General features: G+C 43.6%; 17 protein-coding genes. 10 read left to right on the forward strand and 7 right to left on the reverse strand.

What is annotated here, in order from left to right; all coding sequences use genetic code 11:
- Nucleotides 1-3: 3 nt before the first annotated feature.
- From DWX84_RS08355 to DWX84_RS08380, 6 genes are all read left to right on the forward strand, one after another.
- Complete coding sequence (locus DWX84_RS08355) at nucleotides 4-858, forward strand: helix-turn-helix transcriptional regulator (protein ID WP_121961173.1); 855 nt, start codon at nucleotides 4-6, stop codon at nucleotides 856-858.
- A gap of 132 nt (nucleotides 859-990) precedes the next feature.
- The gene (locus DWX84_RS08360; protein ID WP_121961174.1) at nucleotides 991-1,902 is read left to right on the forward strand and encodes a DUF5119 domain-containing protein; all 912 of its coding nucleotides are present in this window, start codon (nucleotides 991-993) and stop codon (nucleotides 1,900-1,902) included.
- A gap of 44 nt (nucleotides 1,903-1,946) precedes the next feature.
- Nucleotides 1,947-2,927 carry a fimbrillin family protein gene (locus tag DWX84_RS08365; protein WP_008779079.1) on the forward strand — a complete coding sequence of 327 codons (981 nt, stop codon included), beginning with the start codon at nucleotides 1,947-1,949 and terminating at the stop codon, nucleotides 2,925-2,927.
- A gap of 129 nt (nucleotides 2,928-3,056) precedes the next feature.
- A complete protein-coding gene (locus DWX84_RS08370) occupies nucleotides 3,057-4,013 on the forward strand; it encodes a fimbrillin family protein (RefSeq protein ID WP_229055257.1) in 957 nt (318 codons plus the stop codon).
- Nucleotides 4,014-4,040: 27 nt separating this feature from the next.
- Entirely contained in the window at nucleotides 4,041-4,973 is a 933-nt protein-coding gene (locus DWX84_RS08375) for a fimbrillin family protein (RefSeq protein WP_008779077.1), read from the forward strand.
- An 883-nt stretch (nucleotides 4,974-5,856) separates the two neighbouring features.
- Entirely contained in the window at nucleotides 5,857-6,267 is a 411-nt protein-coding gene (locus DWX84_RS08380) for a hypothetical protein (RefSeq protein WP_008779076.1), read from the forward strand.
- A gap of 94 nt (nucleotides 6,268-6,361) precedes the next feature.
- On the opposite strand, the gene DWX84_RS08385 is transcribed toward DWX84_RS08380, so the two are convergent.
- Together DWX84_RS08385 and DWX84_RS08390 are read right to left on the reverse strand one after the other, a co-directional pair.
- Nucleotides 6,362-7,090, reverse strand: coding sequence for a nitroreductase family protein (locus tag DWX84_RS08385; RefSeq protein ID WP_121961176.1), 729 nt, complete (start codon nucleotides 7,088-7,090; stop codon nucleotides 6,362-6,364).
- A gap of 55 nt (nucleotides 7,091-7,145) precedes the next feature.
- Nucleotides 7,146-7,835: a type 1 glutamine amidotransferase domain-containing protein gene (locus DWX84_RS08390; protein ID WP_121961177.1), complete on the reverse strand. Its 690-nt coding sequence runs from the start codon at nucleotides 7,833-7,835 to the stop codon at nucleotides 7,146-7,148.
- A gap of 162 nt (nucleotides 7,836-7,997) precedes the next feature.
- Between DWX84_RS08390 and DWX84_RS08395 the strand changes: the two genes are divergently transcribed.
- Entirely contained in the window at nucleotides 7,998-8,525 is a 528-nt protein-coding gene (locus tag DWX84_RS08395) for an AAA family ATPase (protein WP_333559155.1), read from the forward strand.
- A 103-nt stretch (nucleotides 8,526-8,628) separates the two neighbouring features.
- Here the strand turns inward: DWX84_RS08395 and DWX84_RS08400 are convergent, their stop codons facing one another.
- Nucleotides 8,629-9,135, reverse strand: a complete 507-nt coding sequence (locus DWX84_RS08400) for a DUF3868 domain-containing protein (RefSeq protein WP_121961179.1) — start codon at nucleotides 9,133-9,135, stop codon at nucleotides 8,629-8,631.
- A 12-nt stretch (nucleotides 9,136-9,147) separates the two neighbouring features.
- Nucleotides 9,148-9,708, reverse strand: coding sequence for a DUF3575 domain-containing protein (locus DWX84_RS08405; protein WP_005863367.1), 561 nt, complete (start codon nucleotides 9,706-9,708; stop codon nucleotides 9,148-9,150).
- 268 nt (nucleotides 9,709-9,976) lie between these two features.
- On the opposite strand from DWX84_RS08405, the gene DWX84_RS08410 reads away from it, so the two are divergent.
- A complete protein-coding gene (locus DWX84_RS08410) occupies nucleotides 9,977-11,026 on the forward strand; it encodes a YhcG family protein (RefSeq protein WP_197735325.1) in 1,050 nt (349 codons plus the stop codon).
- A 229-nt stretch (nucleotides 11,027-11,255) separates the two neighbouring features.
- Nucleotides 11,256-12,398, forward strand: coding sequence for a clostripain-related cysteine peptidase (locus tag DWX84_RS08415; RefSeq protein ID WP_122377484.1), 1,143 nt, complete (start codon nucleotides 11,256-11,258; stop codon nucleotides 12,396-12,398).
- A gap of 195 nt (nucleotides 12,399-12,593) precedes the next feature.
- Here the strand turns inward: DWX84_RS08415 and DWX84_RS08420 are convergent, their stop codons facing one another.
- Nucleotides 12,594-12,776: a hypothetical protein gene (locus tag DWX84_RS08420; protein WP_036616268.1), complete on the reverse strand. Its 183-nt coding sequence runs from the start codon at nucleotides 12,774-12,776 to the stop codon at nucleotides 12,594-12,596.
- Between the two features lie 33 nt (nucleotides 12,777-12,809).
- Nucleotides 12,810-15,182, reverse strand: coding sequence for a lamin tail domain-containing protein (locus DWX84_RS08425; RefSeq protein ID WP_122377485.1), 2,373 nt, complete (start codon nucleotides 15,180-15,182; stop codon nucleotides 12,810-12,812).
- A gap of 154 nt (nucleotides 15,183-15,336) precedes the next feature.
- Between DWX84_RS08425 and DWX84_RS08430 the strand changes: the two genes are divergently transcribed.
- Nucleotides 15,337-16,347, forward strand: coding sequence for an aspartate-semialdehyde dehydrogenase (locus DWX84_RS08430; RefSeq protein ID WP_005859941.1), 1,011 nt, complete (start codon nucleotides 15,337-15,339; stop codon nucleotides 16,345-16,347).
- A 95-nt stretch (nucleotides 16,348-16,442) separates the two neighbouring features.
- Here DWX84_RS08430 and DWX84_RS08435 read toward each other — a convergent pair whose 3' ends face one another.
- The gene (locus tag DWX84_RS08435) at nucleotides 16,443-17,663 is read right to left on the reverse strand and encodes a DcaP family trimeric outer membrane transporter (protein ID WP_034530824.1); all 1,221 of its coding nucleotides are present in this window, start codon (nucleotides 17,661-17,663) and stop codon (nucleotides 16,443-16,445) included.
- Nucleotides 17,664-17,666 lie beyond the last annotated feature (3 nt).

Consider the following 17,666-nt stretch of genomic DNA (forward strand, 5'->3'; position numbering starts at 1 on the left):
TATATGTTAACCGACCATCGCTGCACCAAATATACCGACTGTTCCTCTTGTAGTTTCTACCAGAGGGACATATTCAAGTATCGTCTTTATCCGAAAGGGTACGTGATCCCTCAGACAAGATGCATGCAGAACATGGTCTTTTTCCTAGTCAAGGGAGAGATCTGGCTGAACAGCGAGGAGCACCCGGACACTACGTTCCGGGGCGGACAGTTCGTATTGCAACCGATCGGCTCGAAAGTGGAGTGCAAGGTACTCGACTACACCGAATGTATCATCTATCTCTTCGAGCGTCCGCAAAACATATGCGACAACCGTTTCAATAAAGGCATCTCCATCGTGGAGAACGAACGCCAGCAGCCCATCGTCATGACGATGATCCCGCCGATACAACTCTTCATCGAGGGCATGAAGCTCTACCTCAACGATGATTTAAGATGCTCCGGACTGATGCAAGCCAAACGATCGGAGATGGTCTACTTGCTGAACTGCTACTACCCCATCAAGGAGCTAGCCGCCTTTTACGCCCCGATTTACCGGTATAGCCACAGTTTCCAGTATTTCGTGATGCAGAACTACCAAAAGGCGAAAGACGTGGAGACCTTCGCTCAATTGGGAGGCTACAGTGTACCCACCTTCCGCCGTATCTTCAAGGATACGTTCGGAGAGCCCGCTTATCAATGGATGCTGAAGCGCAAATGCCAAGACATCCACAACGACCTTATCATGACCGAGCTTTCCATATCCGAGATTTGTTACAAGTATGGTTTTGAATCGCTTTCTAACTTCTCGCACTTCTGCAGGGCTAATTTCGGCCAATCTCCCCGCTCTATTCGTTCTCTAAAAGATGAAAATACATAATATTCAATGATTTTTTTAAAACTTCTCAACTTTTGCAACTCTTTGGACAAAAATAACAATTCTCCCCTTTAGCATTACCTATACATTTGCGTCCAGAAGGTCAATCATAATTGATTTTCAAAGAAAAATAAAATGTATAGGTACAATAAGACAAGTATTATCTTAAAGATCACGATCGCCATTCTATTTATTACGAGTTTAGTGATAGAATGCAGTTGCGAGAGATCTGACGAACCGAAAAAAGAGAGTACCGGTTTCATCACCTACACCCTTCGTTGGGATAGCGTGATACCCGGCTTTCCGGCTCCCGAGAAACTTCGATATTGTATTTACCCTTCGGAGGGAGGGCCTATGATACAGACGGATGGGGACGCAAATAGCATGATGTTGTTCTTACCGCCGGCCACCTATAAAATACTGGTTTTTAATTACGACGCGAAGAATATCGACTTTCGTAATATGTCAAGGTTCGACGAAGCGGAGGCTTATATCCTCCAGACGAAGGCCACCGGACAGGCATCGCAAGGCATAACCCCGTTGTATGGGTTTGTCGTCGATTCATTGGAGATCACACCGGGGCAAGACAAGTCGGGCACTTTGGTACTGACTCCGTTGGTCCGCCACGTAACCTTTACGGTACAGGTAGACAAACCGGAGGAGATAAAGACTTGCAAAGGTTCATTATCGGGCGTATCCACCTCATTAAACTTGAGTAAACGCAAGGTAGTGACCGAGGCATCCACAAATGTAGAGTTCGATATGGAAACCTCCGATAAAGGAGTAAACGGCGATCTGATCATATTAGGTACCGCCCTCCCTAAGGAAGAAGAACAAAAACCTGTCACGAATCAAGTGACAATAAATTTTACCCTAAGCGACGGTAGCATGGTTTCCGCTACCGCCGACTTAGAGGACAAATTAAATGAAATAGACACTCCTCATGTCAACGTGACTATAAATGCCACGGTTGAGAAGAGCCCGAAATTCACGATCCGCCTCACGAACTGGGAAGTAGGTCCCGGCGAAGAGACCACAATCGAATAAGATTAAAATGATATACAAATAGTAACAACTTAAATTAGGGTAAAATGAAAAAGTTAATGATTAGTATGTTGGCCATGGCAGCCATGGTTAGCTGTACAAATGAGATTGAGAATCCGGATCAACCACAAGTGAACCAGAATGAACCTACTCCTATTGAATTTGGGAGTTCAATATTGGGGGTACAGACAAAAGCTGCACCAGGAGAAACAGCTGAAGCTTTTGACGTAGGTGAGATAATGGGGATAACAATGTATTTAGGAGAAGTACCGACAGGAGCAAGTTTAGGTACGCCAAGTAAAGATAATGTATCTTTTACTGTTGGCTCAGATAATAAACTTTCCGAAACAGCTACTGAAAATAAAACGATGTTTTGGAAACGTGGTTCAAAACATCAATTTTATGCATATTATCCAAGAATAGCTGACGATACTAATGCAAATTACAAAAGGACAGCTGCTTCTGGTAGTAATGCAGAAAAGATCACCGTTACTGTTCCGACTACTGGAGAAACAACAGACCTATTGATGGGAAAGCTTGAACTAACTAGTGAGTATGAAGGTACTGCACCTTCTCCTGCTAACATTGGTTTTAAACATATGCTTTCAAAAATCAAATTTGTATTCAAAAAAGACGCATCTTACACTGGAGAGGCTAAGTTAACGAATATATCAGTAAGCCTAGATAAAGGCTCAAAAGTTTTTGATATGGTAGCCCAAACAGGAGATGCGACAAGTGCAAGCCCAGTCACAATAACTAAAGCAAGCACATATACAATTATTGAAAATGCAGATGGAGATATTTATACAGATTGGTCTCCTATTGTTATCCCAGAAGCCTCAATAACAAATTTGTCATTGACGATTGACGGTCAAACTCTTTCTACTACTTCTTTTGGTTCACTAAGCTTCAAGGAAAGTAAAATGACTACTTTGACAATTACATTAACAAGTTCTAATATTGAATTAACATCATCAATTACAGCTTGGGCAGATGGCGGTACAAACGGCAATGCTACAGTAAAATAATAAAACTTATAGCGAAAGAGGCTTGAACCTCTTTCGCTAAAAAACATTTATATAATGAGAACTATTTATTCATACATTGTATACATCATTTTATTATTACAACTGAATAGTTGTAATAATGAAGGATTAATGTATGAATATGAACATTCTACACCTATCAAATTCTCATCATCATGTATAAATGTATCCACAAAAAGCCAAGGAATCATAGAGAATAACAAATTACCTAAAGGATCTAATATCAGCATATTCTCAATACAACATCCAGAAAACACGACAATAAATCTATGGGAACCAATTTTATTTGACAATATTAAAGGTATTTCTAATTTCAATGGTGATATTGAATATAATAATACATATTATTTCCCAGATAAAGAACAACTTGACTTTTTTGCAATCTATCCTTTTCTATCATTTCCTACAATAGGTTCTGATTATGGAAATACCCAATATACCACCGTCACCCTCAAAGACAACACCGTCGATCAATACGACCTCATGTACGCCTCTTTACTGAATCAGTCAAAGAAGTCCTCCGTATTAGTATTTGAGTTCCACCACTTACTTACCCAAATAACAATAAACATCATAAAAAATACAGGAGTCACTATAGACCTCCCTCTAACCAAAGTACAAATTGTCGCCCCACAAAGCGCCACCCTAGATATATGGCACGGTCAATTAAGCGACATCGCAGGACAAACAACCTATACTTTAGACACCAACACGACATTAAGCAACGGAGATAATTCAATCCCCGGCCAATTCCTCCTGTTCCCCCAAAAAGCGAACGAAATGATATTAACTTTCGGAAACGATGAAAGCAACGTGTTCCACGTCGCCCTTTCCGATGAACCGCGGACTTGGGAAGCCGGGGTTAATTATCAATACGATATAACGATCAACCGGAATATACCGGAAATAACCTCTCCCGAAGTTCCCGTAGATGATAACGCTACACCGAACGAAGAGGTAAACAACGGAGGCGAGATCCCGGAGACTCCTACGGACTCTACCGCTACCGCCTCCCAAACCAAGGCATCGGGCCCAAACCCGTACCATATCCATCTATCAATCGACTAAATCAAACGAAAAGATATAACACAAAATATGCGATACACAAAACAACTGATCACCGTATCCCTCCTTATGGGACTCTCGCTAAATAGCTGCACTAACGATGATAATTCCGTGCCTTCCCAACAGACACCCACCGTTATCCTTTTCAGCGCCTCCCCCTACAGGTTGGAATCGAAAGCGATACATACCGAGTCTACCATGCCGACCGACCTGCCGATTGGGATATACGGATGGGGCCATAAGCTAGGCCAAACCGCCCCCCTCACCCCACGTCCCGACCTAACCAACCAAGCCTATACCACGACAGACGGTACGGCCTATACCTCCGATATGGACGCTCATTTCCCGGTAGCCTCCGATACGGTCATCGATTTCTACGCTTACTATCCGTATCAAGCCTCGCTGAGTAATTCCGAAGCTAGCTACGACCTAAAAGACCAGATCGATATCATGTATGCTACCCCGATCCTAAACAAGGGAAAGATGGACGTAGAGACCGACACCAACAGCTCAACCGCCACCGCCACCGTCGCCCTCACCTTCAACCACCAATTATCCGCCATCACGATCGTCATAAAGAAAGCCGATGATATCAAGGAACCCCTAATCTTGCAAAAAGTGGAGTTAGTAAATTACCCGTCATCCATCCACATGAATATCCAGACCGGCCGGTTAACCGCCTCGAATACGGTGGCGGACTATCCAATTCCGCTCGCCGCACCGATTACCATCACTCCCGCCGAGGCTACCGTATCGACAAACTACCTGCTCTGGCCCGGCGAGGCTCCCACGTTCCGTTTCTCCATCAGCGACCATACCTACGAGGTTCATCCCTCCCAAGCATTCATCGCCGGCAAGAAGCAGAAATATACCTTCACCATACAAGCCGAAGACATCAACGTAGGTGCCTCCATCAATCCTTGGACAGAAGGCCCGGAAGGTTCTGGTGAGATTGGTATTTAAGAACGTACGTATTTAGCGCCCTATGGCGAAAAATACATTCTGTTAGCGAAACAGGTGTTATTCTGTTTTTTTGAGCAATATAAGCCATATATCGTGACATCCCCTTCTCGCAAGAACCACAAAACAACGAGAAGGAGATAGCCATTAGTGCCCTTTTTCTCCTCGAAAGCCCCCCTTTTCACACACAATAGGTCGCGAAAGCCAACGCGAAAGGCCGCGTTAGGCGACACATATGGTCACGTTGGGCATCGTAAGCAGCTAAGAATAGGGTTATAACCTAATGAGAAAGGCGTTATAACCTTATTATAACCCTATCGTAACCTTATGGAATAGCCCAAACACCCGGCAAACCATGAGTTACGATGAATTAATTTCGCTAGAATAAAAGGCCATTTTCCAACATCTGTCTGTCTACTAAACAATTGCTATTTTTTTCTTGCGTATTTGGAAGCGAGACGTACATCCGCCCGAAATAATCGACTCTCACGGACTTCCGTTTACATTTTGTCAAAATGTCAATCTGCGAGGAAACTTCTCCCCACATAGCATACGGATATCAATTATTCTTCCTATATTTGCGATAATCCCTCATATCTAAGCGTAGGTCACTGAAGGAGGGCATAAGTTAACGAAGAGCGTTTAAAGATATTATCCCGTATTGAAATCTGGACAATTTCATATCCATGGATAATAGACAATAAACGCTCACGTCGGTGGTATATTTACCAGTAATTGCTCTGGACGATATAACAGCATGGCGTGGGCTATTGTTTATTACATGGATAGGGCCGTCCAGAGCCTCAATACGGTAATATCAATAGTTTCCACGCTTCTGTATTTTTAGCCCGGCAACCGATGGAGACAGGTTGCCCTTATCCATTAAATGAAGACGATCCTCCTGTTACCCGTCTTGTCGCTATGGCTCCTGCTTGCCACGCAAGCCCATGCCCAAGTCTATCACCTACATTTATCCGACAACACTTGCCGGATAACAGAATGCGTTGATACTCCACAAGGCATCAAGCCCTTGGGTCAGACATGGAAAGGAAACACCTTCCATGATCGTTTCACGCTAGATTTCGATCGCGCTATCTTCACGTGGGAAAAGGAAGGAAAAGAGACGTATGCCAACAAGATCATCAACCACACTGCCAAATACGCTCACCACTCATTCACCACGGAGCAGATTACCGCCAACCTCACCATCAACAGCCATCGAGCCGTCCTTCAACTTATCCACTTTCAGAATGGCCAATGGATACAAGTCACTTATTTTTGCGAGATAGGGAATTAACGGCTCATGCGAACATCTACAACATCTACCACTTATACTTGATATTTGTACTTTTTATTTGTGAGTGAAAATTCCAGCCTTAAAAAAGGAGGCCTTAAAGTTTACGATAAACATCTTCAAAAGGTACTCTGCAACGTTCTCCCCAAATGCCTTTATTTCCATCCCGTATCCCACAAGGAATAGCCATGTTTATTTCAGCACCATGAGGTAGTTTCAATGTCCTTTTTAGCCGACGGCTGTCCAGCCCTTCTAAGGGGCACGTGTCATAGCCTTCGTTTGCCATCGCAATCATAAACGTTTGTGCGGCAAGCGCACAAGATTTATGGGCTGTCACACGTATGTCATTCTCGGAAACTTCAAGCATCATAGGACGGAAAATACTGATTATATTAGCCAACAATTTCCTGAGCAATCCGAGAATACCGAAGAACCGGGCATAAACAAAGGGCATCAATATACCGTAATATATTTCCCGATCCTTAATACGTTTGGCCTGACGTTCTTTAGGACTGTAATGACGAATGTTCTCCCGTTCAAAATTGAGTACGAATCGCGCATGTTTCTTGTACCAGTCACGCCGAACCACAAAAATGACAATTTGTGAAGCGGTAGAAGCCGCTTTCTGACCAAGGCTGTCCCTTGAAATTTTTGCCAATAATTCAGGTTCTGTAATATGGTAAAATTCCCATAATTGCATATCAGAACTGTTAGGAGCCAATGTAGCCAGTTCCAAACAATGTTTTACCTTTTCCGTATCTATTGGTTTTTCTTTATCATACACCCGTACAGAACGACGATGATGAAGGACTTCATCTAAATTCATAATGATACTGATTTGAATTAAACATTTATTCCCAGCTGATTACTTCAGCCATTTATTATCGTGCTTTATTTAATTGCCGCATAACGACCTTCGCCATTTCTTTAGAACTGAACGGGTCCTGCCCAGTAATCAGATTATTATCTACAACTACTTTTGAAGTCATAGGTATCAATGCTTTTTCATAATCCGCTCCTCTCTCTTTCAACAACGCTTCAAGATCAAAAGGCACGTCTTCTTTTCTTCTGGCAAGACTTTCCTCAAACCAACTGAATCCCGTCAGCTTTTTGCCTTTAATCATATATTCGCCATTGGATAGTTTGACATTCAACAACCCACTGACCCCGTGGCAGATGGCCGACACTATCCTCCCACTTTCATCCTGTTTCCTTACGATAGTCTTTAAAGCTTCATTATCAGGAAAGTCATACATCGCACCGTGTCCGCCGGCTAAATAGACACAATCAAACTGTTGTTCCAACAGGTTATCCAAACTGTTTGCATGATCCAACAGCTTTTTGAATTCTGGCTTTTCCCAATACTTTTCGGACATTTCATCTAAAAAAATTGGTTTTAAACTTTCGGGATCAATGGGAATATAACCTCCTTTCGGATTGGCTACCGTTATGTCATAGCCGCTTTCTTTTGCACTATGATAGATATGAGTAAACTCACTAAGCCATAATCCGGTCGCGAGTTTCCCATTGGCAAAAGTCCCTGTGCTAGTAACTATTATTAAAATCTTCATGATAATCAAATTATTGATTCATATTCTTTAAAAGAAAACATACACATGGATAGATTGTTTTTCAGAATATGGAATCTTTAACATAATCCGAAAATATGAAAACCTGCAAATCCTTTCAAATGCTATCTCTATCCACCAGCATTCGATAAGGAGAAATTACCGATCCCTTTCCTATTACCTCCGGGAGGAAGCAATTTGATGAATATTGTTTCCATGATGCCCAAGTTGAAAGAAGAATTAAGAACTATTTTCAACGACTATGGCTTGAAATATGTCTTCGATACCAATAGCCAGGAGATTAAAGTAATAAAAGAAAAGAAACCGGGAGAGATATTTTTAATTCCATTTCATTCCATAGCCGATACCCTGCAGCGTATGATTTTCTACAAAGCGGCTATTGAAAGTAACAGTGAGTCCGCATTAGTTTTTGAAGAACCGGAAGCCCACTCATACCCTCCTTTCATATCAAAGGTAACGCAGGATATTATCCAATCGGACAGAAACCAGTTTTTTATAACGACACACAGTCCTTATGTGGTTAACGACTTTCTGGAATTACCGAGTGACAAACTTGCCATTTACCTAGTTGACTTCAGGAATGGGGAAACTTTCGTGAAAAGAGCCAGTGACACAGAAGTACAAGAAATGTACGAATATGGCATCGACCTATTTTTCAACACTGAAACATAGCGAAAGATACAGAACACATTGCAGGCACAAGCCCATACCCAAGTCTACCGCCTACGCTTATTCGACAGTACTTGCAAGATAACGGAATGCGTTAAAAACTATTTTACGGAATGTCCAAATGTTCTGTCAATACGTTTACGAATGTTCGTAATGGCGCACCTTCATAATTATCCAACTCCCCAACCAAGATCAGAGCGGCGTTCTTCATCCATGGGTGGTATGGAATGGATAGTTCATAGGGGATTTCCCGGATCAGTTCCGGGGTGTTCTTGATTACCGTATAAGTGTCGCCATCGGCGGCTTTCTTGCCTTCGAAAACTAAGGTACGGTCGTACATTTTTTGCTTGTTTGCCCCGTTTAGTACTACCGGGGCCATGACTACGGAATCTCTGTCGCTACGCAACATCGGCATCAAGGACAGGGTTTGATATCGTCCCACGGAGAGTCCGCAGACACTGATCGTTAGGTCTAGACGCAAGGAGTTGCCCTCCCGCTCGATGCGGTTTTGCTTCAAGGAGACTTGCCCCCGGTAAGATTGTATAGGTACCTGCGCTCCTGCCGGAAGAACAAGGCCGATCACAAGCAAGCATATATAAATGAATGTCTTCATAGATTTATCTCTTTATTTGATGATGTAAACGATACTGATACCCGCCTTTGTTAATCCCCAATACTCGTTGCGGAACTTGCCGATAGGCGCATCTCCTCTAGGAAAAGCGTACTTATCATATTCGAAATGCAAGTATCCGAAACCCGCCGTGAACTCCACGTTCCAACGGGGCGACACGTATAACTGATAACCATAAGAGATACCGCCGCCATAAGCATTACCGTTATAACTATTCTTTTTCTCCATCCCATACAGGAGCTTCAAACCGGCGAAATCGTAATCCATATACTGGGCATGAACCCCGAAGAAATGTCCGTTGAAACGCTCGTGTATCCAGTAACGCGCCTCTGGTTGTATCATCCAATGCTTAAAGGACTTATCGCTCGAAAATGTCCAACCGTTATAATACCCCGATGCCTCAACCGACCAATGCTTGTTGAACGCGACCTCCGCCCCTACGTTCGGCGTAGTGATCGCGTCATAAAGCACATTGGTCTTCACGGCCACGACCTGTCCTTGAATATCCATAAAGGTTGACAAAAGAAATACTAACAGTAAATATAGTTTATTCATATCTCCCGGTTCATTAGGTTTGTTTATTTAAGAGGCAAAACCGTACAAATATAAATATTATTTATCAGTTCATTTGTACGTTAACTTATATAATATCCATGATTTCAAATGAAAAACGTTATCTTTGTCTACAGAAGTCACTAAATGTTCTTGTAGTAATTAAAAGTAAACGAGTTAGCTTCATCGCAGTTGGCTTTGATGATTGGCAACCTCACGGTTAGCGAGTTTGACTTGCAGGCATTAAACGAATTTAAATCGGTTCTTTGCAATGGATGATATGAAGAATGAAATGGTAAATTCCTTAGACGGGTTCGTGGGCGAAATAAAACAGATAATAGATAGCGCACGTGCCAATGCCGTGCGGAGTGTGGACCTCTGTCGGGTGCAAATGTATTGGAACATCGGCAAGCGCATTTTCGAGAAAGAGCAGCAGGGCAAAGAGCGTGCCGACTATGGCTCTTACCTTATCAAGAACCTCTCGAAGCGCATCACGCCCGACTATGGTAGCGGATTTTCGGTGCGTCAGCTCGAAATGTGCCGTCAGTTTTACCGTACTTACCCGATTGCGAATACAGTGTGTTCGCAATTGAACTGGTCGCAATACAAGTTGCTAATAGCCATACCCGACACAGATAAACGCAAATACTACCAATTGGAGGCGGTGAACAACGGCTGGACTAAACGTGAGCTGGAACGGCAAATCAATTCCCTGCTCTACGAGCGTCTGTTGCTTAGTAACGACAAGGAGGCGGTGCTTGCCGTGGCGCAAAACCAACGAATTCCCGAATCGCCCACGGAGATTATCAAAGATCCAATGGTATTGGAGTTCCTCGGATTGGAACGCCGTGCTTCTTATTATGAGCGAGATTTGGAGAGTGCTATTATCTCGCACATTGCAGATTTTCTGCTTGAAATGGGCAAGGGCTTCTCTTTCGTGGCAAGGCAGAAGCGACTACTTGTGGAAGATGACGAATACTTCGCCGACCTTGTGTTCTACAACCGCCTGCTGCGCTCGTTTGTGGTGATTGAACTGAAAACGCAGAAACTCACGCACCAAGACCTTGGACAGTTGCAGATGTATGTCAATTACTACGACCGCTATGTGAAGACGGAGGATGAGAACCCTACTATCGGTATTCTTCTCTGCACCGACAAAAACGATACGGCGGTGAAGTTGGCTTTGCCCGAAAACAATCAGACTATTCTCGCAAGCAAATACCAACTCTACCTGCCTACTACCGAACAGCTCATCAATGAAATCAATGAAGTGAAACGCACTGCGGAGAAATCTCAAAACGATTACAAAATTAATCAATAGAACAGCTCCGATTGATTCCATAGCTCCTATAATAATGATGATAACTGCCGCAAATGGTTTTGTTGAACAAAGCACGAGATATTCAACAGATAATACCGGAAGTAGCTTAGCAAATTACACTCTCATATATAAAATAGTAGAGTGGAAAGTAAGGATAAATCATCTTCCTCATTCTTCCGTATATCAAGAAATTGTAATACCTTTGTAAAATAAATCCAGAATATGACTCATGAAGGCTAAATATATCGTGATTTTTTTCCTGTCACTCCTTTCGTTTGTCGCTTGCGATAAAGAGGAGGTCGTTATCCCTACTACCGCCCCTCGTACGGTTCTTATCTATTTCGCGGGGGATAATAGCTTGAGTGGATACGTGAGCCAAAACCTGAGGGCGATAAAGGAAGGGATTGAGCGAGATGGATTGAACAACGGCAATTTGTTGATCTATACGGATAAGCAGAACGAGGCTCCCCAGCTTTTTCAATTAAAGCTGGAAGCGGATACCATCCGGCAGATCGTGCTCGAGACCTACGACTCGAACCAGAACTCGGCCTCTACCGAGACGCTGACGCAAATAATCGACAAGGTACAAAAGGAATATCCGGCGGATAGTTACGGGTTGGTGCTGTGGAGTCACGGAACGGGATGGCTACCTTCGGATATCTATAGCTATCTGCGTTCTTTCGGGCAGGATGGGAAGAATAATTTCATGGAGATCAATGATTTGGCCTCCGCTTTATCGAAGTATCATTTTGATTTTATTTTGTTCGACGCTTGTTATATGTCGTGTGCCGAGGTAGCTTACGCTTTCCGGGGATGCGCGGATTATATTATCGGCTCGCCAACGGAGATATTGGCGAACGGCTTCCCTTATCAATCGATAATGGGGGATATGTTCAAGAAAGATGCGGACGTGGTGGGGATAGCCACCCAATTTTATGAACATTATAAGAATGGCATATATCCATACGCCACAATCTCCGTCATAAAAAGCTCAGCGTTAGATGAACTTGCCACTATCAGTCGTGCGATATTCAAAGATAAGACGGAAACGGATCTTTTCGCCGTGCCCGTGAAAGACTTGCAGATAATGGAATATTTAACCCATAATTATCATGCCTTATATGATTTTGACGATTATATAAGTCGGCTGGCTACGGCAGAACAATATGCCAAATTCAAGCAAGCCCTAGATAAGGTTATTACGTATAAAGCGGCCACTCCAAAGAGTTTTTACTCCTACCCTTATCCGTCAGGAACTCCTTTATCAATCAACAAATTCAGCGGTTTATCCATTTACGTCCCCCAAGAAGCCTTGCCCAAACTAAATGAGTGGTACAAGGATCTTGAGTGGTATAAAGATGTATATCAATGATTAAAACTCATCTCTTAGCCAGCGTTTACCACGAGGGGTATACAGGAATATCAAGAAACCTGCCGCCATTATAGAAATAACCGTAAAGAATACTGCTAATAACATATTTCTCTATTTTAATAATTTATACCCAATCAAAGCAAATACTGTAGCGATAAACATTCCAGTAAATAAAGAATACCAGAATATAGGAGGTCACAGCATGATATCTCTCGTATCCTCCCAGCGGTTTAATAATGCGCTTCCTACTCCCAATACAAGAGCGGCAAAAGTTAATTTTGACAAATCGAAGAAATACTTTGAAGTATTTTCTCTTCTGTTCTTCATTAAATCCTGAGCCGCTTTTCTTTTTTCAATGTTACCGTTATAGTTACTCATAGCAAAAATACTAATATTATTTCACAAATGAACTTATTTCACTAAAAACACTTCCTTATATCGTTTTATCTGTCCTTGAGGATGAACAAGTTCCGCATAGAAAATATAAACGCCGGTTCTCACCTTGGAACCATTCACCGCAAGGCCGTTCCAAGCCAATTCACCTTCTATCCCTAATAAGTCATGATTTACCACCTCACTGATATGCCTTCCGGAGATATCAAATATCCAGGCTCGACAGGTATAGCCGGATTCATCAAGATGGTAGGAGATCGTATATTCCTTCGTTGCCTCAGAATAAACGGGAGACTCTATGCCCGTGACCTCGCCTTCATCTTGCTTTCCATATTGGGAATTCCGATAGCCGGGCGTACCGTATCCCGCCGTGGCCGAAGCCGAGGTCCAATTCATCTCATCCTGCGTATCGCTATCAGGATTAATCCGCTCCAAGGCAATCCCCTTCTCGTTTTTCACGGATGGGGCATGCCATTTAGAGGAATAACGAATCTCATCGATCATAACCTCATCTTCTGTACGAAACAGGACTAGCGTAGCGGAGGTATTTGCCAAGACCGGAAGTTTTAATTCATGCAAAGCATCCGGCGAAGATATCAGATAAAAATCGCTCACTCCTTCTATACTTTTAGTCAGCAACGCATAATCTTGTGGTTCTACCAGAGAGACTATAGAAGATAAAGGATAATGCGTACTCAATGTACCATCGGATTTGCGGGTAGCAACAGACAGTCCAGCCAAAGACAATGTCCGGTCCGAACGATTATAAAGCTCGATATACTCACTCCCTTCCGGGTAAGGATTCGACAACAACTCATTAAAAACGATCTCATTGGGTAAGACTATAATGTCCGTGGGGATACCCGGTTTATGGGGAGTGTCCGGACGATCTGGATCTTCTGGTTCATCGTCAGGAGAAGAGTTTGCGGAACCCGGCGTGCCTCCTCGCTCATCCGTTGATAAATAAAAACCGATTTCAGAACGTTCCCAAGCGATACCGGCTTTCGCTTTCTCATAGGCAATCCGGTCGATCTCCTTACCGGAAGGATCGAATAACGCAAGCTCCTTCCCCGTGTTCGCCAAGGACGCCGGGAATTTATCCAAGGGCATATCTTGTCCCGAATCGTCAATATGTATATCCCTACCAGACCGATAAAGCACGATATATCCATCCGCATCCAAAAGCAAAGCTGTCAATACCGTTGGCTTACTACCATATAAGAATGACCAACCATTTAACTCTATAGCCTTATCCGTCGTATTATAAAGTTCCACATACTCCGTTTCCGGAAAAGCCTTTTGTCCTTTCGGATCAGCCATCACCTCATTAATACGGATACTACCGGCGGGGAAAGAAGGAGCATCCGGCACTTCTGGTTCCTCCGGAGCGTCGGGCTCTTCTTCATATTCTAACCGAATCTCGGTAGAACTCTCCGGAATCTTATTTCCCTCAAGATCCATTAACCCCGAGCACAACAAATCATAACCCATACCAACCTTCAACTCCTTATCAAAGCTGATATTCACATGGATCCGCATATCATCCGCATAGGTCATACGAGAGGCATTACCGATACCCGATATAGAGAATATCGCCTCACGGATATCCACCGGAAGATTATATTGTAATTGGAAAACAGACTCGGTGATCGGTTGGATAGCAAGAAGCCGCGGAAAAACCAACGGCTCATCGGGCTCATTGGGTTCTTCTGGCTCTTCGGGAGTATCCGGCTTCTCTGGTTCTATCGAGATATTATCGGATATAATGATGTAGTTACACGCAAAATCATTTACTCGAGTTTTAGAATAGCGGCATTCAAAACGTAGTTGTCCCCCTTTACATGAAGAAGAAACTTCAGACTCACAACTACCTATCAAGACAAACCTACCCTTCTCTAGCACATATAAGTTCCATATCTTATGATTTTCTAATGTAAGTTTCACTTTCAAATCCACGGCTCCCAACAAGACATCGAGCGCTTTCTCTATTAAGATCTTTGGATTCTTCTCCGTTGCGGTATGTTTCCGAAAAGTTATCGTTTTCTTATTACTGCCGATTTGGACATAATAATCGTTTTTTAATCCAAGCATCCTCTGATCATCTAAATAAACATGTAGCCGGATATGGTTTTGATCGCTTGGTTTGAAATCCATCCGAATCTCAAATTCCCATTCCATTGTAGCGGAATAAACGAGAGGAGTTTCTATGGAAACACTTTTCCGGGTAGGATCCGCACGTGAGACCAGCCATCCGTTCTCAATCACAAAGCAATCTAAATCACCCGTCCAAGGGTTATCCGATGTAATCTCCGGTCCATTAAACGGTTCTTTTAACTGGGGATAAGCGCAAAGCGGAAGTAAAAACGCAAGAATTAATAATAATTGTTTCATAGCTATATCGTTTTAGTTATAAATTTCTCTATCTTTGCACCCTAATAAGTTACAACTGTAAATAATAGGGCGCAAAAGGCAAAAATATGAAAGCCCTTTACAGACAGCAAAGTTATAACTATTTTACATTATTCAAATTAAATCAGTGCTCAAAATGAAAGTAGCAATTGTTGGTGTAAGTGGAGCCGTAGGACAGGAGTTCCTGCGTGTACTCGACCAGAGAAACTTCCCGATGGATGAGCTGGTACTTTTTGGCTCATCTCGTAGTGCCGGACGTGTTTATACCTTCCGTGGTAAACAGTATACCGTTAAGGAACTGAAGCATAACGACGACTTTAAGGGAATCGATGTTGCTTTTGTTTCAGCCGGAGGTGGTACTTCCAAGGAATTTGAGAAGACGATCACGAAACATGGTACGGTGATGATCGATAACTCCAGCGCGTTCCGTATGGACGAGGATGTTCCATTGGTCGTACCGGAAGTAAACCCGGAGGATGCCTTGAATCGTCCTCGTGGAGTGATCGCTAACCCGAATTGTACCACGATCCAGATGGTTGTAGCGTTGAAGGCGATCGAGAACTTATCTCATATCAAGCGTGTTCACGTATCTACTTATCAAGCTGCCAGTGGAGCAGGCGCTACCGCTATGGCTGAGTTGGTAAAACAATATGAGCAATTATTAAAGGGCGAGGAGCCTACAGTGGAGAAATTCGCTTATCAATTGGCATATAACGTAATCCCTCACGTAGACGTATTCACGGAAAATGGCTATACGAAAGAGGAGATGAAGATGTATAACGAGACCCGTAAGATCATGCACTCGGATATCGAGGTGAGCGCTACTTGTGTTCGCGTACCGGTTATGCGCGCGCATAGCGAATCTACTTGGGTAGAGACAGAGCGTCCGATCAGCGTGGAAGAGGCTCGCAAGGCTTTCGCCGAGGCTGAGGGTGTGGTATTGCAGGATGAACCGGCAAACAAGGATTATCCGATGCCGTTGTTCGTAGCGGATCACGATCCGGTTTACGTAGGCCGTATCCGTAAGGATATCAGCAACCCGAATGGTTTGACATTCTGGACCGTGAGCGACCAGATCAAGAAAGGCGCCGCTTTGAACGCCGTGCAGATCGCCGAATACTTGCTAAAGGTGGGTAATATCAAGTAACAGACAACTTTGTAAATTCTATATACGTGGAAGCGGGATCAAGAGAATACTCTTATCCCGCTTTTTTATGCTTAGCGTAATTCCTCCATGCCTTCTCAAAACGTATAAATCAATACGCCCAATACCCGATGGTTGGTTATCGAATGTGTGTCATGAATCCGTCCGCCATCCTGCAAATCCACATTACCATACCATGCGATGGAAGGGCTATATTCAACACCTAATTTCCAGTGCGGAAGATTATACGAAAGTTGCAGGTTGGTCGTAAATACCTGATCTACGTCCAGACCTACGCCATAGGTTTTGCCTACCAGTGCCTCATTCGCTCCCAAGTTCTTCAAATAGCCTAAGAACAAACCCGGTTTCCATTTCTTTCCGTACACGATATTCAACCAAGAAGTAGAGAAAAGATACGGTGAATATTCCTGTTCGCCGGTACGTGGGTCGATAGAGGTGACGCCGTAACCACCCAACATACAAGTTTGCGTCAAGTTAGAAGCCAGCAATGTTTTCGCCATCACCAACCAATTCGCGTCTTGATATTTCACGTGCGCCTCGCCGGATACGGAAGTAACCCGCTCGCTGACTTTATAAATCTTGCCATCCACCTCGTTCTGCGTTCTCGGCACTAACGACAAGATTTCCATACCGGCTCCTACCTGCCAACCGGGTTTCTTATAATCCACCCCGAGATAGACTTCCGGTACGCAACTATTCTTGATATATTCCTCACTCTTTCCATTCGGTCCGGCCGATAGATATTGCAACTGCCATAGAACCGACCCGGTCAATTGCCACCCATTGTCCGTATAACGATAACGAATTTGCGGGCTGCGGTTAAAGGGCTGGAACGGAGCGCCGGTAGAAAGATTCAACATCTGTGGAAAGACCTCGCCAAATAGCGGATGCCATGTCTGTCCGATCAAGACAGCGGACTTGCCCCAATCCAGATTCACATAGGCATGACGGATACGGAGCACCGCCCAATTGCTACCCGAACCCCGGAAATCGGCCTCCAGTTTCAAGGAAGTCTTGGCCGAACCAACCTTCGGTCCTTGTACATCGATTCCCAAACGGGAGTAAAGCAGGTAAAAACTACCGTTCGGACTAGCGTTCAAGTCCTTGCCATCCGCATCCAACGCCACGTCCTTCGGATATAGGTGGAACAAACCATCCACGATCTCGGCGTTCGCACGGGAATTATAGAACAAGTCTCCACGTACCTGTCCGTAAAATTTGTAAGAGAAGTTTTTCTTTTGCGCCTGTACGCATACCGCCATACATAGGCCGATCAAAAGAAGCAAGTTGCGTTTCATTTC

The sequence above is a fragment of the Parabacteroides sp. AF21-43 genome (assembly GCF_003635435.1).
Taxonomy (GTDB): Bacteria; Bacteroidota; Bacteroidia; order Bacteroidales; family Tannerellaceae; genus Parabacteroides; species Parabacteroides distasonis.